This window comes from Pyxidicoccus fallax, assembly GCF_012933655.1.
Lineage (GTDB): Bacteria > Myxococcota > Myxococcia > Myxococcales > Myxococcaceae > Myxococcus > Myxococcus fallax.
This window is the reverse complement of sequence record NZ_JABBJJ010000069.1, coordinates 14,544-33,212: the sequence shown is the minus strand read 5'-3', so window position 1 is coordinate 33,212 and position 18,669 is coordinate 14,544. Positions and strand designations below refer to the sequence as shown.

17 protein-coding genes are annotated in these 18,669 nt (G+C 71.4%); 8 read left to right on the top strand and 9 right to left on the bottom strand.

Annotation, left to right across the window (positions count from 1 at the left end):
• Nucleotides 1-35: 35 nt before the first annotated feature.
• The gene (locus tag HG543_RS16820; protein WP_246357084.1) at nucleotides 36-845 is read left to right on the top strand and encodes a hydrolase; all 810 of its coding nucleotides are present in this window, start codon (nucleotides 36-38) and stop codon (nucleotides 843-845) included.
• A 40-nt stretch (nucleotides 846-885) separates the two neighbouring features.
• On the top strand, nucleotides 886-2,778 hold the full coding sequence (locus HG543_RS16815; protein WP_169345796.1) for an amidohydrolase: 1,893 nt from the start codon (nucleotides 886-888) through the stop codon (nucleotides 2,776-2,778).
• Here the strand turns inward: HG543_RS16815 and HG543_RS16810 are convergent.
• From HG543_RS16810 to HG543_RS16795, 4 genes are all read right to left on the bottom strand, one after another.
• A complete protein-coding gene (locus HG543_RS16810) occupies nucleotides 2,733-3,809 on the bottom strand; it encodes a DUF3616 domain-containing protein (RefSeq protein ID WP_169345795.1) in 1,077 nt (358 codons plus the stop codon). The two genes, HG543_RS16815 and HG543_RS16810, sit on opposite strands and share 46 nt — an antisense overlap.
• A 4-nt stretch (nucleotides 3,810-3,813) precedes the next feature.
• Nucleotides 3,814-3,987 carry a hypothetical protein gene (locus tag HG543_RS16805; protein WP_246357083.1) on the bottom strand — a complete coding sequence of 58 codons (174 nt, stop codon included), beginning with the start codon at nucleotides 3,985-3,987 and terminating at the stop codon, nucleotides 3,814-3,816.
• Nucleotides 3,988-4,183: 196 nt separating this feature from the next.
• Nucleotides 4,184-6,130, bottom strand: a complete 1,947-nt coding sequence (locus HG543_RS16800; RefSeq protein ID WP_169345793.1) for a PAS domain-containing sensor histidine kinase — start codon at nucleotides 6,128-6,130, stop codon at nucleotides 4,184-4,186.
• Nucleotides 6,131-6,330: 200 nt separating this feature from the next.
• The gene (locus HG543_RS16795) at nucleotides 6,331-8,940 is read right to left on the bottom strand and encodes a M1 family aminopeptidase (protein WP_169345792.1); all 2,610 of its coding nucleotides are present in this window, start codon (nucleotides 8,938-8,940) and stop codon (nucleotides 6,331-6,333) included.
• Nucleotides 8,941-9,102: 162 nt separating this feature from the next.
• Here HG543_RS16795 and HG543_RS16790 point away from each other — a divergent pair, with 162 nt between their 5' ends.
• Nucleotides 9,103-9,618 carry a DUF421 domain-containing protein gene (locus HG543_RS16790; RefSeq protein WP_169345791.1) on the top strand — a complete coding sequence of 172 codons (516 nt, stop codon included), beginning with the start codon at nucleotides 9,103-9,105 and terminating at the stop codon, nucleotides 9,616-9,618.
• Between the two features lie 7 nt (nucleotides 9,619-9,625).
• Here HG543_RS16790 and HG543_RS16785 read toward each other — a convergent pair whose 3' ends face one another.
• From HG543_RS16785 to HG543_RS16775, 3 genes are all read right to left on the bottom strand, one after another.
• On the bottom strand, nucleotides 9,626-10,606 hold the full coding sequence (locus HG543_RS16785; protein ID WP_169345790.1) for an endonuclease/exonuclease/phosphatase family protein: 981 nt from the start codon (nucleotides 10,604-10,606) through the stop codon (nucleotides 9,626-9,628).
• A gap of 115 nt (nucleotides 10,607-10,721) precedes the next feature.
• On the bottom strand, nucleotides 10,722-11,132 hold the full coding sequence (locus HG543_RS16780; RefSeq protein ID WP_169345789.1) for a DUF3037 domain-containing protein: 411 nt from the start codon (nucleotides 11,130-11,132) through the stop codon (nucleotides 10,722-10,724).
• A complete protein-coding gene (locus HG543_RS16775; RefSeq protein ID WP_169345788.1) occupies nucleotides 11,110-11,895 on the bottom strand; it encodes a HipA family kinase in 786 nt (261 codons plus the stop codon). Before HG543_RS16775 ends, HG543_RS16780 begins: the two co-directional genes overlap by 23 nt.
• Nucleotides 11,896-12,025: 130 nt before the next feature.
• Here HG543_RS16775 and HG543_RS16770 point away from each other — a divergent pair, with 130 nt between their 5' ends.
• The 3 genes from HG543_RS16770 (at nucleotide 12,026) to HG543_RS16760 (ending at nucleotide 13,788) form a co-directional block, all read left to right on the top strand.
• A complete protein-coding gene (locus HG543_RS16770) occupies nucleotides 12,026-12,502 on the top strand; it encodes a MarR family winged helix-turn-helix transcriptional regulator (protein ID WP_371876487.1) in 477 nt (158 codons plus the stop codon).
• A 19-nt stretch (nucleotides 12,503-12,521) separates the two neighbouring features.
• Entirely contained in the window at nucleotides 12,522-12,962 is a 441-nt protein-coding gene (locus tag HG543_RS16765) for an organic hydroperoxide resistance protein (protein WP_169345787.1), read from the top strand.
• A 271-nt stretch (nucleotides 12,963-13,233) separates the two neighbouring features.
• The gene (locus HG543_RS16760; RefSeq protein WP_169345786.1) at nucleotides 13,234-13,788 is read left to right on the top strand and encodes a GNAT family N-acetyltransferase; all 555 of its coding nucleotides are present in this window, start codon (nucleotides 13,234-13,236) and stop codon (nucleotides 13,786-13,788) included.
• A gap of 59 nt (nucleotides 13,789-13,847) precedes the next feature.
• Here the strand turns inward: HG543_RS16760 and HG543_RS16755 are convergent, their stop codons facing one another.
• Together HG543_RS16755 and HG543_RS16750 are read right to left on the bottom strand one after the other, a co-directional pair.
• A complete protein-coding gene (locus tag HG543_RS16755; RefSeq protein ID WP_169345785.1) occupies nucleotides 13,848-14,168 on the bottom strand; it encodes a DUF4286 family protein in 321 nt (106 codons plus the stop codon).
• The gene (locus HG543_RS16750) at nucleotides 14,165-15,418 is read right to left on the bottom strand and encodes a DUF6068 family protein (protein WP_246357082.1); all 1,254 of its coding nucleotides are present in this window, start codon (nucleotides 15,416-15,418) and stop codon (nucleotides 14,165-14,167) included. The genes HG543_RS16755 and HG543_RS16750 overlap by 4 nt, the downstream gene beginning before the upstream one ends.
• A 102-nt stretch (nucleotides 15,419-15,520) precedes the next feature.
• Between HG543_RS16750 and HG543_RS16745 the strand changes: the two genes are divergently transcribed.
• Together HG543_RS16745 and HG543_RS16740 are read left to right on the top strand one after the other, a co-directional pair.
• Entirely contained in the window at nucleotides 15,521-17,515 is a 1,995-nt protein-coding gene (locus tag HG543_RS16745) for a hypothetical protein (protein WP_169345784.1), read from the top strand.
• A gap of 103 nt (nucleotides 17,516-17,618) precedes the next feature.
• On the top strand, nucleotides 17,619-18,653 hold the full coding sequence (locus tag HG543_RS16740; RefSeq protein WP_169345783.1) for a C45 family autoproteolytic acyltransferase/hydrolase: 1,035 nt from the start codon (nucleotides 17,619-17,621) through the stop codon (nucleotides 18,651-18,653).
• The last annotated feature ends 16 nt before the right edge of the window (nucleotides 18,654-18,669 follow it).

Genomic DNA, 18,669 nt, shown 5'->3' with positions numbered 1-18,669 from the left:
CCTTTCCAGGGCTGCTTCCCAGAAGGAGGGCTGAGATGAGGTCACGAGACATGAAGCGCGGGGTCGTCCTGTCCAGCGTGGCATTGACCGCGCTGGTCGGGCTCGGCGTCCTGATGCGAAGCCCTCCCGCGCTCGCGCAGGCGCGGGACGCGGCACCCGCCGCGCCGACGCCGATACCGGGCCTCTCACGGCAGCCCAGCGCCGCGGCCGCCCAGGCCCTGCTCGACCCCAACGACACGGTCCTCCTCCTGCTGGACCATCAGTCCGGCCTGTTCCAGACCGTCAAGGACGTCCCCCTCCCGGAGCTGCGCGCCAACACCGTGGTGCTCGCCAAGATCGCCGAGCTCGCCAAGGTGCCCATCCTCACGACCGCCTCGGAGCCGAACGGCACCAACGGCCCGCTGATGCCGGAGCTCGCGCAGGCGGCGCCCAGCGCGAAGTACATCCCGCGCAAGGGCGAGGTGAGCGCGTGGGACAACGCGGACTTCGTCAATGCCGTCAAGGCGACCGGCCGGAAGACGCTCATCATGGCGGGCGTCTGGACCAGCGTGTGTGTCGCCTTCCCCGCGCTCCAGGCCAAGGCCGATGGATACAAGGTCTACGCGGTGATGGATGCTTCCGGAGACATGAGCGAGATGGCCTCCCAGACCACGCTCGCGCGCATGACACAGGCGGGCATCGTCCCCGTGACCACGAACGTGGTGCTGTGCGAACTCCAGCGCACGTGGAACCGTCCCGACGCCGCGAGGTGGGGCGCGCTCTACAACGAGCTCGTGCCGAACTACCGCGCCGTGGCCGAGAGCTACCAGCGAGCCCAGGAGGCCGCCAAGAAGCCCCAGAAGTAGCCGACGGTTCGACCCGGCCATTCTCTTCGAGGAGAACGCGATGCGCCTATCAACGGTCCTGGGGGCGGCCAGCGTTGCGTGGGTCGTCCTGCTCACGGGGTGCGCGACCCGGCCCGCGAGCACGGAGGCGACCGCGGTCGCCCGGCAACAGCCACCCGCCGACCTCATCGTCACCCACGCCAGCGTCTTCACGGTGGATGCGCGGCAGCCGCGGGCGAGCGCTTTCGCGGTGAAGGACGGCAGGTTCATCGCCGTTGGCGGCGACGCGGAGGTGGCGGCGTACCGCGGCGAGAAGACCCGCGTCATCGATGCGCGGGGGCACACCGTCATTCCCGGACTCAACGACTCGCACGCACACGCCGTCCGCGGCGGGCGCTTCTACAACCTGGAGCTGCGCTGGGACGGCGTCGACTCGCTGGAGCGCGCACTCGCCATGGTCCGTGAGCAGGCCGGGCGCACGCCCGAGGGCCAGTGGGTGCGCGTCATCGGCGGCTGGTCTCCCTATCAGTTCAAGGAGCGGCGCATGCCGACGGTCCAGGAGCTGAATGAGGCCGCGCCCGAGACGCCCACCTTCGTCTTGTTCCTCTACAGCCAGGGCCTGCTCAATCGCGCCGCGGTCCAGGCGCTGGGGCTCACGGAGGCAACCCCGGCGCCGGAGGGCGGGCGGTTCGAGTTCGTGGACGGTGGCGCGATTCTCCATGCCGAGCCGAACCCGTTGATTCTCTATCAGATGATTGCCAGGCCGCCGCAGCTCTCGGCCGAGGAGCAGCTCAACTCGACGCTCCACTTCTATCGCGAGCTGAACCGGCTCGGCATGACGAGCGCCGTGGACGCGGGGGGCGGCGGACACGCGTTCCCCAAGGACTATGGCGCCAGTCAGGCTGTTGCCCATCAAGGCCAGATGTCCGTCCGCATCGGCTACTACCTGTTCCCGCAGACGCCGGGGAAGGAGGCGGAGGACTTCCGCCGCTGGACCCACGAATATCAGGCTGGCAGGAGCGAGGCGGCGCGGCTCGAGCACGGCTTCGAGCTCGAAGGCGGCGGGGAGTTCCTGGCGCACAGCGCCGGTGACTGGGAGAACTTCCTGGCCCCTCGTCCGGACCTGGGGGCGCGCAAGGCCGCGGGCCAGGACCCGGCCGGCGACCTGTACACGGTCGCGACCCTCCTGGTGGGAAACGACTGGCCCATCCGCCAGCACGCGACGTACGGCGAGAGCATCAAGGTCATCATGGATGTCTTCGAGCAGGTGAATCGCGAGCAGGGTCGGTTCGCCCCGCGCTGGGCGATTGACCATGCCGAGACGGTGCGAGACGAAGAGTTGCGCCGCATCCATGCGATGGGGGGCGGCATCGCGATTCAGGGCCGCATGGCCTACGCCGGCGAGTCCTTCGTGGACCGCTATGGCAAGGACGCGGCGAGGTATGCGCCGCCGGTCCGCAAGATGCTCGGGATGGGGATTCCGGTCGGAGCGGGCACCGACGGCACGCGCGTCAGCAGCTACAACCCCTGGCCGGCGCTCTACTGGCTGGTGTCGGGGAAGACGGTGGGCGGCACGCAGCTCTTCGCGGACGACAACAGGCTGACGCGCGAAGAGGCCCTGAAGCTGTTCACGGTCGGCAGCGCGTGGTTCTCCCGCGAGGAGACGGTCAAGGGCCGCATCGCGCCAGGGCAGTACGCCGACTTCGCCGTGCTCAGCGACGACTACTTCACCGTCCCCGAAGAGCGGATCAAGAACATCGAGTCGCTGCTGACGGTGGTGGGAGGAAGGGTGGTCTACGCGGCGGAGCCATTCCAGGACGTGGCGCCGCCAGCGCTGCCCCCGGTGCGCCCGGCCTGGTCGCCGGTCGCGCACTTCGGTGGCTACCAGAACCCGAAGCGGGAGTCGGCTCAGAACAGCCGGAACACGTCCGCCAGCACGCCGCACGGCCCGTAGCGCCGCTGAGGCGAGGGCGAGTCGTAGACGATGAGCACCGAGTCGTCCTTCTCGAAGTAGGAGAACAGGGCCACGCCCTCCGCGTGGTCCGTCTTCTCCGTGCGGGGAATGTCGAAGAGGGGCTCCAAATCCCCCGGGGCCTGCTTGTGGATGGAGTCTTCGGTGAGGTGGAGCCCGCCGCGCAGCCGGTACAGGCGGATGGTGCCGTCCAGCGGCAGCGTGGGCCCGGCGAGGATGAGCAGGTCGTCCCCGTGCCGGCTCAACTCACGAATGCCCAGCCCGTCCAGGTCGAGGAAGTGCTTGCGGTAGCCGCCGCCCTTCTTCTTGCGCTTCGGCTGGAGGAAGCCGCCGCCGGCCTCCTCCACCTCCACTTCCAGCATCACCGCCCAGCCGCGCAGCACCGGGCCGCGCAGCCCGAGGAAGACGCGGTCGCCGTGGACCGCCAGTCCCTCGATGTCCAGCCCGTTGTCCTTGCTGGGAATGGCCAGCGCTCCGGGCGGAGCGCCCTTGCCCGCCGGCACGAGGAACGGGCCCAGGTGCTCGTCGTCGCGGAGCATGTCCACCAGCGCGTTGCCGGTACCGGAGGGCTCCAGCTTCGCCGCGCCCTTCTTCTTCGACCTGGGCGCGTCGAAGGTGGGCAGCGGCAGGCGCGCCAGCATGAAGCGCGCGGGCTGGTGCTCCACGGTGGCCAGCCGGGCCAGGTCCTTCGCCACGCCCTTGCCCTTGGGCTTCTTGCGCACGGCGCTGTGCGAGCCGACGAGCCACAGGTGGCCGTCCTGCATGTCCAGCGCCTCGATGTCCATCTCGTCGCCCGTCTTCACTCCCAGCAGCGCCGCCACGTCATGGCGCTGCTGGTGCGAGAAGACGCGCGGCTCCTCGGGGCTGAGCCGGTGCAGCACCCCATGCTCGTCGGACGCGACCCAGACGCTCCCGTCCGGCGCGCGCGCGGCGGCGGACAGGTCGTCCGGCACCGCGGCGGCGTCCGTGTCGAACTTCAGCAGCAGTCGCCCGAGAAGCTGGGGTGTCTCCATACGCCTAGTTCCGCAGCCGCGGGTTCGCCGGCTTCGGCGGGTTCATCGCGAGCACCGCGGCGAAGTAGCGCGCCTGGTTCTCGCTCGTGCAGCGGACCTCCTGGATGCGTCCGCCCATCCTCACTCGGACGACCCAGCCTTCGTTGTCTCGCGTAAATGCGGGCGTGTCCGTCGTCATGGTGTCCATCCTTTCGGTCATCCTCCCACCGGGGCATGGAGCAGCCGCCGTGCCAACACCCGTATCGTGAAAATCCAGTCGCTTCCGTTGTCGGCTCGTGCACGCGAGCGTGAGATTCCAGTCGCTTGGGGTGCCCCGCTGGCCAATGGAGGACAGCCGGGCCTGTACTTTTTGCGAGCCCGCGGGTGACGGAGCTTCAGTGCACGTGGTGGTCCGGCTGCTCCACGGGCGGCTGCGTGGCGGCGCCCTGCAACAGGGGCAGCGCGACGTGGAAGGTGGAGCCGCGGCCCACCTCGCTCTCCACCCAGATGCGGCCGCCGTGTCGCTCGACGATGTCGCGGCTGATGTAGAGCCCGAGCCCCAGCCCGCCGTACGAGCGGGAGGAGACGTTGCGCGCGCGGAAGTAGCGGTCGAAGAGCAGCTTCTGCTGGTCCGGGGGGATGCCGATGCCCGGGTCCGCCACCGACAGCATCGCCAGCTCGCCGCGCTGACGGAGCTCCACGCGAATGGTGCCGCCGTCCGGGCTGTACTTGAAGGCGTTCTCCACCAGGTTGGCGATGACCTGCTCCAGCCGGTACGGGTCCGCGCGCACCAGCACGGGCTGCTGGGGCCGCTCGAAGTGGATGGAGTGGTCGCCGCGGTGGACCTCCATGGCCTGGAGGACGTGCTCCACGAGGCTGTCCAGCCGCGTCGTCTCCGGGTGCAGCGCGAGCCGGCCCGCCTCGATGCGCGAGGCATCCAGCAAGTCATTGATGAGGCCGGTGATGCGCAGGAGGTGCTGGCGGGCGTGGCGCAGGGTGGCCGGGTCCACGTGCTCGCCGCGCTCCAGCTTGCGCTCCAGCGTGGCCAGCCGGAGGCTGAGCGGGGTGAGGGGCGTCTTCAGCTCGTGCGAGGCGATGGAGAGGAAGTCATCGCGCACGCGGATGGCGTCCTGGGCCTCGCGGTACAGGCGCCCGCGCTCCTCGTCGGCGAGCTTGCGGTCGGTGATGTCCTGAATCATCACCCCGATGCCGAGGATGCGGCCGTCCGGCGCGCGCACCGGATAGAAGCTGCCGGCCAGGTAGCGCGGGGGGCCGGGCATGCCCAGCTCCTGGGAGGTGGCCTCGCGCTTCTCCAGCGGCTCGCCCGACTGGAGCACGCGCCGCAGGGCCTTCTCCACGGCCATGCCGGTGGGACCCAGCACCTCGCGCGGCCGGCGGCCGGCGTGCGCCTCGGGGGAGCTGCCGTTGATGGCGGCCAGCACGTCGTTGACGCGCACGTAGCGCAGCTCGTTGTCGAGGAAGCCCAGGCCGATGGGGGCGGTGCGGAAGAGGGTGGTGAGCTGGGCGAGGCTCTCGTCGCGCTCGCGCTCGGTGCGGCGCCGCTCGGTGATGTCCTCGACGATGCCCACGCCGCCCTCCACGCGGCCCGCGCCGTCGCGGATGGGGGCGAAGCGGATGTACACCGGCGTCAGCTTGCCGGAGGTGACGGAGCGGTACTCGCCCTCGTAGTGCGCGTTGTGTCCGGCGAGCGTCTCGCGCACGCAGTACATGATGTGCTCGTCCCGGATGGTGAGCAGGTTGAGGCCGACGAGGATGCGCTTGGGCGTGCCGATGATGCGCATGAAGCGCTCATTGCAGGCGGTGATGACGGGCGTGGTGTCGAAGTGGAAGATGCCCAGCGGCGCGTGCTCCACCACGACGCGGTAGAGCGAGTCGCCGTTGGTGCCGCTCTCCGCCGGGGGCCGCGCCTCGGCCGGATGCAGCGACTGCTCCACCGGCTCGTGGACGGTGTCGATGACCTCGTGCAGGCGGCGGAAGTTGATGACGATGCGCTCGTCCGCGCCCTGCCCGCTGGCGCCCACCGTCAGCTCCACGAGCACCTCCACGCCGTCCCGCCGCCGCGCGAGCACGCGGATGGCCCGGCCACCCAGCGACTCCCGGCGCGACAGCAGGTAGCGCAGCAGGCTCTTGCCCGCGTAGTGCTGCAGACGCTGGGGGAAGAGGCGCGAGACGGGCTGTCCCCGCAGCTCCTCGCGCTTCCAGCCGAGCAGCCGCTCGGCCGCGCTATTCAGGATGCACACGCGCTCCTCTGCGTCGCAGGCCACGAATGGGTCCACCGCGGCGTCCAGCCAGGCACTGAGCTCGTTTGTGGCTCCGGCCATGTTCTCCCCTGCGCTCGTCTGGCCCTGTATGGCCGCGGCGTGCTGGGACATGCAGGCCCGTGCGCCCGCAATGCGGAGGGCGGCGGGCGCGTCCCCTTTGCATACAAGTAGCCATTGGAGGCGCGGCTTGCGCCTCCCAGCACACAGCCTGCTCATGGTTCTGGTAAGTCCGTGCGGCAGGCGGGCGGGCGAGCGCCGGGTCAGCGCTTCTTCGCGGGCCTGGCGGGGGCCTTCTTCTTCGCGGCGGGCTTCGCGCTCCGGCCGGACGAGGGCTTCGGGGCCTGCTCCCTCAGCGCGAGTCCCTCCAGCCGCTCGCGCAGCGCGCGGGTTTCCTCCTTGAGGCGGTCCAGCTCCTCGCGCAGCGCGGCCACCTCGCGGGCCTGGGGCTCGCCCTCGCGCAGGGTGCGAATCGTCTCGCGGGCGGCGCGGCGGGCGCGCGGGTCCTCCAGCGGGGTGCCCTCCAGCGCGGCGATGAGCCGCCGGTCGCCGAGCGTGCGCCCGGCCTCGAACACCCCCATCTGCACGCGGAAGAGCGGATCCCTCAGCAGCTCCGCGAGCAGGTCCACGGCCTCGCGCTTGCGGCCGGCGACCTCCGCCAGCTTCGCCACGGCGTTGGTGGCGGAGCGGCGCAGGCCCCGGGGCTGGCCGTACGCGGTGCGCGCCACGGCGATGGGGAAGGCGGCCGGGTCCTGGGACTCGGCGAGCCCGTCCATGGCGCCCACGGCGATGACGTCCTGGAACGAGGGCCGGGCGGTGACGGGCTCCAGCATGGCCACGGCGTCCGGGGCGCGCACCTTGCCGTAGCTGCGCGCGGCCTCGGCCTCCACGAAGTAGCTGGCGTCGCCCCCCTGGACGAGCGCGCGCAGGCGCTCCGTCACCTCCGCGTCTCGCCGGAACTCGCCCAGCGCGGCCACCACCGCGCGGCGCACGCGGGGGTGCTCCGTGGTGAGCGCGGCGAGCAATCGCGCGCGGGCCTGCGGCGTGCGCAGCCGGCCCAGGGCCTTCGCGCACGCGGCGCGCACGCCCCAGAAGAGGCGGGTGTCGGCGAGCACGTCACCCAGGGCCTCCACGGCGCGGAGGCCGCCGTGCTTGCCGAGGGCATTCGCGGCCTCGATGCGGGCACGGGACTCGGGCGCGGCGCGCAGCTCCTCCAGCCAGAGGCCGGCGGCCTTGTCCACGTCCAGCGTGCCGAGCACGTCGCGTCGCGGGTCCACGCGCACCTGCGTGGGAGCGGCGGGGCAGGGCAGCAGGAAGGAGTGCTCGGCCTCCGTCACCTCCAGGCGGTGGAGCGTGTCGCGTCCGTCGGTGGTGACGGCCACGTCGAGCGGCAGGCGGAAGACGGGCGTGCCGCCGTCGGTGCGCTGCATCTGGCGGACCTTGATGCGCAGGCGGGCGTCCTCGGCCTCGTAGCGCACCTCCACCTTGAGCTCCGGGTGGCCGGGGGCGAAGACGTACTGGTCGAAGAAGGCGTCGAGGTTGTGGCCGGTGGACTCCTCGAAGGCGCGGGAGAGGTCCACCGTCTCCACGGTGCCGTGGCGGTGGCGGGCCACGTAGTGGCGCAGGCCGCGGAAGAAGAGGGCGTCGCCGAGGCGGCGGCGCAGCTCGTGGAGGACGAGGCCGCCCTTCTCGTAGAGGTGCCGGTCGAAGACGTCCATGGGCGCGTGGAAGCGGCGCGCGACGATGGGGCGGGCGTAGCGCTCACGCGTCTCGCCCAGGTAGCTGTCGAGCTGGGTGGCGCGGTGCTGGTCCGCCTCGTCCTGGCCGTCGGCGCGCTCCTTCCAGAGCACCTCGCACCAGGTGGCGAAGCCCTCGTTGAGCCAGCCGTGGGGCCAGTCGCGGCAGGTGAGCAGGTCGCCGAACCACTGGTGCGCCAGCTCGTGGGAGATGAGGGGCTCGGCGTTGTAGTCAGGCTGGGCGCGCGCGTCGTGGAGGACGGTGTCGGTGAGGCTGGTGGCGGTGGTGTTCTCCATGCCGCCGAGGATGAACTCGGTGAGGAAGACCTGGGCGTAGCCGCTCCAGGGGAAGGGCTCGCCGGTGAGTTCCTGGAAGGCGCGCACCATCTCCGGGGTGCGGCGCACGCAGCGCAGCGCGTCCTCGCGGCGCCCCTTCGGGAAGAGGTAGCGCAGGGGGACGGTGCCGGCGGAGTCGGTGGCCTCCTCGAACTCGCCCACCGCGAGCGTGACGAGGTAGGGCGCGTGGGGCTGCTCCATCCGGTAGTGCTGGGTGCGGCGGGCGCCGTCGGTGCGGTCGCTGACGAGGACGCCGTTGGAGAGCGCCGTCATCTCCGCGGGGAAGGTGGCGATGATTTCGGACGTGGCCTTCTGGGCGGGGGTGTCGAGGCTGGGGAACCAGGCGCGCGCGTCGATGTCCTGACCCTGCGTCCAGGCCTGACGGGGGCGGTCGGGGTAGCCGGCGTCGGGGCCCCAGAAGTAGAGGCCGCGGCGGGGGCGGCAGGCGTAGTGGACGGCGACCTCGCGGGTATCACCGGGGGCGAGCTGCGCCGGGAATTCGACGCGCAGGTGGGCGCCGGAGTTGGAGAAGCGCGTGGGGCGGCCGTCGACGAGGACCTGGGAGACGTCGAGGTCCACGGCGTCGAACGTGAGGGTGGAGACGGGGCGGATGGCGGCGATGCGGGTGGTGCAGACGCCGGAGAGGCGGTGCTCGTCGAAGTCGAGGTCCAGCTCGAGGCGGACGTGCTCGGCGCGGACGGGGCGCTCGGCGGCGTAGTGCTCGGTGGCGCCGGGAAGGGAGAAGGGATGTGGGTCGGAGGCGGCGGCGGACCCGGCGGCGTGACGGTGGCAGCAGCGCATAAGCGATGGGGACTCTTCCGCAAGCCCGCGCGACCGTCGAGTCGCACGGGCGCGCTTCCCGGCTTCCAACGGTTGGGCTGTGCGCCACCGTGCAGTCCGTCCGCCCGCCCGCCCTCCGGCCGGTCCATCCATGGCCCGCCGAGCCGTGCCCAACTTGGAGGCATGAAGCCCTTTGACTGGCCAGGCCTCTGGACGCCGGACCTCCATCCGCTCGAAGTGGTCTTCCGCGCCACCGCCGTCTACCTCTTCGCGCAGCTCGTGCTGCGGATGGCCGGGCGCAAGGAGTTCGCGCGCTCCTCCACGTTCGACATCGTCCTGCTGCTCATCATCTCCGTCTGCCTGCGCAAGAGCATCGTCGGGGATGACGAGAGCCTCACCTCGGCCTTCCTCGGCCTGTCCACGCTGGCGGCGTGGGACCGGCTCTTCTCGTGGATGGCCATGCGCAGCCACAAGGCGGCGCTGGTGCTGGAGGGCCGGCCGGTGGAGCTGGTGCGCGAGGGCCGCATCAACGAGGACAACCTGCGCAAGAGCCTGATGTCCCGCGAGGAGCTGCTCAGCCGCCTGCGCGAGCACGGCACCGAGTCCGTCCGCAAGGTGCGCCTGGCCTACCTGGAGCCGGACGGGAAGGTGACCTTCCTCATGAAGAAGGAGGGCGGCGAGGGCTCCTCCCTCCAGTGAGCCGCCGTCAGCCCACCGGCGGCGCTGCCATGCCCGGCGCGCCGTCCAGGGTGAAGCGCGCGATGATGGGCATGTGGTCGGACAGTCCGTGGAAGCGGCTCGTGATGTCGCCGAAGGGCCGCGTCTCCTCGGTGTCCAGCCAGCGCACGCCGGGACTGGAGAACACGTGGTCCAGGTGCATGCGCATGTGCATGAAGCCGGCGGTGGGGAAGCCGCGCGACATGCCCGGGTCAATCTGTCCCACGGCCGCCTGGGCACAGGTGAGGCACGCGTCGCCGGTGAGGTAGCGGAACACGGGCGAGGACGGCGGCGAGTTGAAGTCCCCGCAGACGATGAAGGGCTCGTCGCCCGAGTGGGCGCGCATGAACTCCGCCAGCTTGCGCGCTTCGTGGAGCTGGTTGACGCCGCAGCCCATCTTGTCCTTCGTCGCCCAGAACTCCCTGGCGAACGGGGTGGGCAGGCTGAGGTGTGTGTTGAAGATGTGGAAGGCGCGCCCGTCCGAGCGCCGCCGCAGCCGCATGTGCGCGCAGATGCGGCTCTGCTTCCTGTCCTTCAGCCGCTGCACGTGGTGGTGGGTGATGTGCTGCGGCGCGTCCACGTTGTGCGTGTCCACCTCGATGGTGCGGGTGTTGACGAGCACCGCCAGCCCGGTGGTGTAGAGCGACACCTCGCCGAGCTTGTAGTGGTGGGCGCGGAAGTAGAACGCCTCGTAGGGCATGTCCCGCGCCTGGACGGAGAAGATTTCCTCCATGCGTCCCATGAAGGCCGCCAGCTGCGTCTCGCCCGGCTGCTTGGGCCGGTGGGCGATGGTGCTGCGCAAGGACGAGGTCTCCACCTCCTGGAGGCAGACGACGTCCGGCAGCGGGTCCAGCGACGCCAGCGCGGCGGCCACGCGGCGCTTGGGGCCCACCGTGCTCGCGAGCCCGCGCAGCATGTGGCCGAAGTAGCGGACGTTGTACGTGACGATTCGCAATGCGGAGTCGTTCATACGAGGGGCTTGGGATGAAACTACCCACCGTGGGCGCCCGATGCCGGGGTTGGCGCGGGGCCCGTTCGGTTTTTCGGACATCCTACCGCCTGTCCGCCCGCCTCCTCCCCGCGCCCTAGGCGGGCCGCTTCACGCGCACCACCGTGTCCAGCAGGTGCTCCAGCGCCTGCTTCGGCTCGGGGCTGGGGCCCTTGCACAGGCCGGAGTGCACCGGGCCCGTCTGGATGATGGTGCTGCGCGGGGCCACCAGCCAATGCCAGCGCTCCTTCTGTGGCAGGCGGCCGATGGGGCCGGAGTCCTTCCCGCCCTCGCAGATGCGGCGGAAGCTCTCCAGGTGGCCGCGCACCGCCTCCACGTCCACGTCCGGCGAGAGCGCCCGGAGCCGCGCCTCGTCCAATTCCACGAGCGCGCCAAGGAAGCGCTGCGTCGTGCAGAAGAGGACGACGCCCGCGTTGATGAACTCCTCGCGCTCCACGCGGGGCACCACGCGGATGATGGCGTAGTCAAACGAGCTGGGCGCGGGCACGGGCCGCCTCCTCGAGGAAGGCCGGCAGCGCTTCCACGCGCCTGCTCAGCCAGGTGACGTACGCCGCGCGGTGCGCGTGGGCGGTGGGGAAGGGGGACTCCACGGAGGTCAGCCACTCCTCCGGGATGGCGGCGACGGTGCGCTCCACCACCTCACGCGTGAGGCGCTCGCGCATCGAGGACTCCTGCGCCGCCAGCGCGGTGGCCCACGGCAGGAGCACGTGGTCCTTGATGGGGCCGAAGCGGCTCTGGCTGCGCGCCTCCCAGTCCTCCCACGAGTGGTGGAAGTAGAGCGCCGCCCCGTGGTCGATGAGCCACAGGTCCTTGTGCCAGCTCAGCATGTTGGGGTTCTTCGGCGTGCGGTCCACGTTGGTGACGTACGCGTCGAAGCCGACGATGGTGGAGGCCTCCTCCGCGCTGGGGAAGGGGCCGGCCAGCGGGTCGAACGTCACCGAGCCGGGCAGGTAGTCCAGCCCCAGGTTGAGGCCCGCGCTCGCCTTGAGCAGCTCGCGGATTTCGGAGTCGGGCTCGTTGCGGCCCAGCGCCGGGTCCAGCTCCACCAGCACCAATTCCGGCACGCGCAGGCCCACCGCCCGCGCCAGCTCCCCGGCGATGAGCTCCGCGATGAGCGCCTTGGCCCCCTGGCCCGCGCCCCGGAACTTCACGACATACAGCCCCGCGTCGTCCGCCTCGATGATGGCCGGCAGTGAGCCGCCCTCGCGCAGTGACGTCACGTAGCGCGTGGCGGTGACGGTCCTCAACATCCAGTCCTCCTGTTCTCGCCCGGCCCCTGTCCGTGCGCGCCGCCGTGTAGCACGGCGCGTCACCTCCCGGAATGTGCGAATCCGGACCGGAGACCGCCACGCGTCCGAATGGGTTGCGCACAATTGAATCGTGTCCTATTCATTGGCCATGTCGGTGGATGACTCGCTCAAGTTGGACATGCAGCTGTGCTTCCCGCTCTACGCGGCGGCCCGGGCGGTGACCCAGGCCTATGCGCCCCTCCTGTCGAAGCTTGGACTGACGTACCCGCAGTACCTGGTGATGTTGGTCCTGTGGGAGACGGATGGGCGGACGGTGAAGGAGCTGGGGGAGCGGCTGTTCCTGGACTCGGGGACGCTCACGCCGCTGCTGAAGCGGCTGGAGGCCCAGGGGATGTTGAAGCGCGAGCGGTCCACCGAGGATGCGCGCTCGGTGCACATCCACCTCACGTCGCAGGGGCGGGGCCTGCGCCGCAAGGCCGTGACGATTCCCGAGGACATGGCCTGCAAGATGGGCCTGTCGCTGGAGGAGCTGTCACGGCTGCGCGACGAGGTCCGCCGGCTTTTCGCAATGCTGTCTCATCCGCAGTCTGAACCCTCGAAGAAGTAACCCTCGAAGGAGCACTTCCATGGCCACCACTCCCGTCGCCACCCCGCTGTACACCACCACCGCCACCGCTCACGGCGGCCGCAGCGGCCACGTCAAGTCCACGGACGGCGTCATCGACCTGCAGCTCGCCATGCCCAAGGAGATGGGCGGGCCGGGCGGCGCCAAGGCCAACCCGGAGACGCTCTTCGCGGCGGGCTATGCCGCGTGCTTCGAGGGCGCGCTGCGCCTGGTGGCGCGCACCCAGGGCAAGACGCTGGGCGACGGCGTGGGCATCACCGCCTCCGTCACCATCGGCAAGACGCCGGACGGCGGCTTCGGCCTCGCGGTGGACCTGAAGGGCATCCTCCCCGGCATGCCGCGCGAGGAGGCCCAGAAGCTGATGGAGGACGCGCACAAGGTCTGCCCGTACTCGCGCGCCACGCAGGGCAACATCGACGTGAAGGTCTCCGTCGCGCAGTAGTGGTGAGTACGTAGGCGGTGCCGGGTCTCACCTACCGGCACCGCCTCGTGACGTGTGTTGGCCAGGCCACACGTGGCCCGCCTGACACGGCGCACGGCGCGGATTTGCCGGACATCCGCGCGTTTCGTGAAGACGCGCGATCCAACGCTGACTCCCCTCGTCAATGACCTTTGACGCACCCGCTCCCTCGGAGTGCGTTGATGTCAGTTTGCCATTGAATAATGGCACGACCTTTGAAGTCACGAAGGTGCCCAGAGGGGGGCAAAATCTCATGCGTGAGCGCCAGCTGATTCCCATCGAGGTCGCCGGAAGTGCCATCTCGAGCGCGGTGCGCCTGCTGCTGGAGGACCCGGACATCGCCGAGGTCTTCGGGTGGCTGCGGCCGGAGCCGGACGCGCGGCAGTGGAGCGGCGCGGAGGACACGCGGCTGTTCGCGGTGGCGGAGCGGGGCAGCGGCATCATCGGCCTCGCCGCGCTCTCGGACATCCGCCGCGAGGAGCGCTCCGCGCGGCTGAGCTGCGCGGTGGCGGCGCCGTACCGGCTGTCGGGCGCGGGCCACTGGGCCGCCACGGAGGCCATCCGCCGCGGCGTGCGGCTGGAGGACCTGCGTCACGTGGACGCGTACGTCCGCGAGGGCCACGACACCGCGCGACGCGTGCTGGAGTCGCTGGGCTTCCGCGCGCGGCAGGAGGGCGCTCCGGAAGGGCACCTCCACCTGCGCCTGGACCTGCCCAATGACTCGCGCGGGCACTTCCTCATGGCGCCGGCCGCCGTGCCCCACAGGGCCTCGTACGGCAGGGCAGCCTCGGCGGCTCTCTCCGCTTGAGCAGGACGCACGGGGCCGTCTCAGTTTCCGCGACCCCGTGAGAAAATCCTTCTCATTTCTTAGAAACGTTTCACCTCGGTGAGAACCTGGCGGGAGTGGCGGGTGACGGTGCCGAAGCGAGACTCCGACTCGGCCCTCAGACGCCTGGCTGCCTCGCCGCCCGAGTAACGCTTCAGCGCCTCCAGGTCGCTCAGCTCGTAGTGGCACACGTAGCGGGCCCAGCCATCCTTCGCGGGCTCGGTGTCGCGCCACTTGCGGCAGGAGAGGAAGCCCGGCTCGTGCAGCACCTCGGGCACGTGGATTTCCTCGTGCCAGCGGTTCCAGGCGGCTTCGGCGCCGGGCTCCACCTCGATGACGACGGTGTAGAGGGCGGCCGTCACGGCTTCGCCCCTGGCACCCAGGCGCCCCAGCCCGTCAGCTTCGAGCCCTCCACGTACTGGCGCTGGCCGGTCTTCTGGGTGCGGTAGACGGTGTCGCTGAGCGGCTGGAAGCGGGCCTCATGGGCCAGCCCCGCCAGCGCGCCGTCCCACGGGTCGGCGGCGAACGCGGTGGCGCGCAGCGCGGGCGAGCCGTCCAGCTGGTCGACGACGTCGAAGCGCAGCGCCGGCACCTGCTTGCCGGAGGTGGCCACGCTGTCGCGCACCGCGGGGGCGGCGCCCTGGGGCCGCGGCGGCCACTCCTTCGGCGCGCCCACGGCCTCGGAGATGAGGGCGAGCACCGCCTCCTCCAGCGGCTGGACGTCCGCCTGCGAGAGGTCCGCGCACGGCGCGGCGCCCTCCACGGGGGTGCCCACCTGGCGCAGCACGAAGCCGCGCTCGGCGCCGAGGCAGGTGCGCTGCACGGACGGCGTGCCGCCCGCGTCCGTCCGCAGGTCGTACCAGGTGCCCGGGCCCATGGGGTGCGTCAGCGCGGGGACGGCGCCGGTGGTACCGCCGCCCTGGCGGACCTCCGTGAGGGTGAGCTGCGAGCCGCCCGCGTCGCCGAAGCCAGACAGCGTGGTGCTCGCGTCGAGCAGGCCGTTGGTGAGGTACAGCGGGCCGGGCTCCATCGCGTAGAGGCGGTTCTCCATGGGGCCGTCCGCGGGGCGCCGGTCATCCAGGTAGCGCTTCGCCTCCCACGTGCGGCCGGCGGCGGTGGACCGCTCGGTGCTCTCCGCGCCCTGGCGGGGCGCTTCCAGGGTGCGCGTCACGTCCATGCGCACCGGCACCACCAGCGGCTGCGCCAGGCGCGGCTGCGGCAGCGGCGCGCCCCCGTCTCCCGTGAAGGAGACGTGCAGCCACGCCCAGGGGGCCTCCACCGCCACCACCTCCAGCGTCACCACGCCCGCCACCGCCGTGGTGGGCCGCTGGAGACGGCCGCCGCCGCGGTTGGCGGAGAAGGAGTAGGCCACCCGGTCGCCCACGCGGGCGCGCTGCCAGGGAGACTCGCCGCTTCCGGGCGGCGTCTGGGCCGTGGCGCCGCCCTGCGGGGTGGCGTCCGGCGTGGGCTGGGCCCCGGTGCCCTCGCCAACGGTGGTGCCGTCGGAAGGGCGGGCGGTTTGCGGCTCCACGCTCTTGCAGCCGGCGCCGAGCGCCAGGGCCGCGCACAGCAGCGCGGGACGGGACAGGAAGGAAGCGGTGGGCATTCGCATGGCGTGCGACCTCGTGGAAGGGCCTGGGATTGCGCGACCCCTGGCGGGGCTTGATACACCGTGGCCCTGGCCGTTCCCAACTTTCCTGGAGTTTCGCGCCTCATGCCCACGAACCTGCCCATCCGCCGCGTCGTCCTGTACAAGCATGGAGTCGGCTACTTCGAGCGCCTGGGGAAGGTGAGCGGCAGCGAGACGCTCCACCTGGACTTCAAGGCGCGCGACATGAACGACGTGCTGAAGTCCCTGACGGTGCTGGACTTGTCGGGCGGCTCGGTGTCGGCGGTGAGCTACGACTCCACCAAGCCGCTGGAGCAGTTGCTGGCGGAGGCCACCATCCGCATCCCCGCGGACGGCAGCCTCACGGCGTTGCTGGGGCAGATAAAGGGCGCGCGGGTGCGGGCGCGCGTGGGCGGCGGGCAGGTGGAGGGCTCCATCATCGGCCTGGACTCGCTGGCGGTGGCGGCGGGGGAGACCAGCGTCATGCGGCCCTTCCTGTCGCTGCTGGTGGGCGGCTCGCTGCGCACGTTCGACGTGCTGGACATCTCGGAGCTGGAGTTCCTCGACGAGGCGGTGCGCAAGGATTTGGAGTTCTACCTGGCCACGGTGCTGTCCTCGTACAAGAAGGACAGCAAGCGGATGGCCATCCTCACCAACGGCCAGGGCGAGCGCGAGCTGTTCGTCAGCTACGTGCTGGAGTCGCCGGTGTGGAAGACGAGCTACCGCATCCTCCTGGACGAGGGCGAGCCGCCGCTGCTGCAGGGCTGGGCGCTGGTGGACAACACGGGGGACGAGGACTGGGTGGACGTGCGGCTGTCGCTCATCGCCGGGCTGCCGGTGTCCTTCGTGCACGACCTGTACAACCCCCGGTACATGAAGCGGCCGGTGGTGGAGGTGAAGACGGAGGCGGCCGCCGCGCCGGTGATTCCGGAGGAGGGGTACGGCGGCGCCATGGACATGATGGCCGCGGCGCCCGCGATGGCGGCGCCTCCGGCCCCCGCGCCCGCGATGGCGCCCCGCAGGGCGCGCGCGGAGAAGGCGCTCATCGGCGGCCCGGGCGGCGGCGGCCCCCGGCTGCGCGAGGTCGCTGAGCAGAGCATGGCGGTGACGACGCTGACGAAGGAGGTGGGCGACCTCTTCGAGTACGGCGTGGACCGGCCGGTGACGGTGCACCGCAACCAGAGCGCGCTGGTGCCCATCCTCCACAAGAGCTTCGAGGGCCGGCGGGTGCTCCTCTACAACCGGGCCACGCGCGAGAAGAACCCCATGGCCTGCATCGAGCTGAAGAACACCACCGGCCTGACGCTGGAGGGCGGGCCGGTGACGGTGACGGAGGACGAGCGGTACGTGGGCGAGGCGATGCTGGACACCATGAAGCCGCACGACAAGCGCTTCGTGCCGTACGCGGTGGAGCTGGGCTGCGCGGTGTCGGTGGAGGACCGGACGGAGGACGGCCCGGTGTTCCGCACGGTGGTGAGCCGGGGCACGCTGGTGGTGGAGTACTTCCACGTGCGGCAGACGAAGTACCTCGTGCGCAACAAGGCGGCGCGGCCGCAGGTGCTCTACGTGGAGCACTCGCGCACGGGCTGGGAGCTGATGAAGGACGCGCCGGAGCCGGCGGAGACGACGGACAGCGCGTGGCGCTTCAAGCGCGAGCTGGCCCCCACCTCGCAGGACGAGCTGGTGGTGACGGAGCGCACGCGCGGCAGCCGCCAGTACCTCCTCTCCAGCATGGGGATGGACGAGGTGACGTACTTCGTGTCGTCGCGCTACATCGACCGGCAGGTGGCGGACGCGCTGCGCGAGGTGGTGACGCTGCGCGAGCGGGTGACGGCGCTGGACCAGGAGGTGCAGCGCCTGACGACGGAGCGGGACGAGCTCTTCCGGGACCAGGAGCGCATCCGCTCCAACATCGAGTCGCTCAAGAGCGGCGCGTCGCAGCGCGAGCTGGCCGAGCGCTTCGTCACCAAGCTCAACGAGCAGGAAGACCGGCTGGAGGCCATCGCCCGCGAGCAGCAGCGGCTGACCAAGGAGCGGCAGACGGCGCAGGAGGAGCTCAACCGCCGCATCCAGTCCCTGCGCTACACGGCGGAGCTGTAGCCATGGCGCGCTCGCGAAGGCGACACGGAGGCGACAGAGCGGTGTCCCGCGTTCATCGAGGATTCATGCAGGTGGTGCTTCACGACACGGAGGCGAGATAGCCATGGCGCGCGTTGCACAGGGAGCCACGTTGCCGGTGCTCCGCTTCACGGGCGGGCACGAGGCGCTGGGGGCCGCGGTGGGTAGTGCCTTCCGCGAGCACATCCAGACGGCCGCGCGCTCGGCGCTGGAGGGGCTCGCGGGGCAGGGCATCGACGCGGCCACGCTGCGCGAGCGCATCGCCCCGGCGCTGGACGCCGCCGAGCGCTGGACGCCGGGGTACCTGGCGGAGCTGCGCGCGTGGGCCCGGGCGGCGGACGTGCCGCTGGAGGTGCTCTCGTACCTGAGCAGCGCGGGGCTGCCGCCCGTCTCGGCCGCGCACGGTTGCACGAGCCTCGCGGTGCGCGGGCCGCACGGTGGCATCGTCGTGGGGCACACGGAGGACTCGATGGCGGCGGTGGCGGAGGAGGTGTTCCTCCTGGACGCCACGGTGACGGACGCGGCGCGGCCGGGCCGGTTCCTGGCGCTGTGCTACGTGTACGCGCTGCCGGGCTGCTCCGCGACGCTGAACGGGCGCGGGATGGCGGTGCTGATGGACTACCTGCCGGACCCGGACGCGCGCGTGGGCCTGCCCATGGACTTCGTGACACGGGCGCTGGTGGACGCGCCGTCCATCGACGCCGCGCTGGACTTCCTCGCGGCCACGCCCCGCGGAGGCAGCGGCAACTGCGTGCTCGCCCAGGGCGGGCGGGTGGTCAACGTGGAGCTGACGTCCACGCGCATGGCCGTCACCGAGGCCACGGACGCCGGGGCCTGGGTGCACACCAACCACTTCCTGGACCCGGAGCTGGCGCGGAGCGTGGGCGAGCCCCAGGCGGACTCGCCGCCCCGGCTCGCGCGCGGCAGGGTGCTGGCCCGGGCGGGGCTGGACGTGCGCGGCGTCATGGACCTCCTCGCGGACCGGCAGGGCTTCCCGGACAGCATCTGCCGGGAGCGCACGGTGGCGGGCTTCGTCGCGGACACGGCCGCGGGCGAGGTGCGCGTGTGCTGGGGCGAGCCGGCCCACGGCACGTGGACGGCGCACCGGCTCCAGGGGTGAGGAGCCCGCGCGCCCT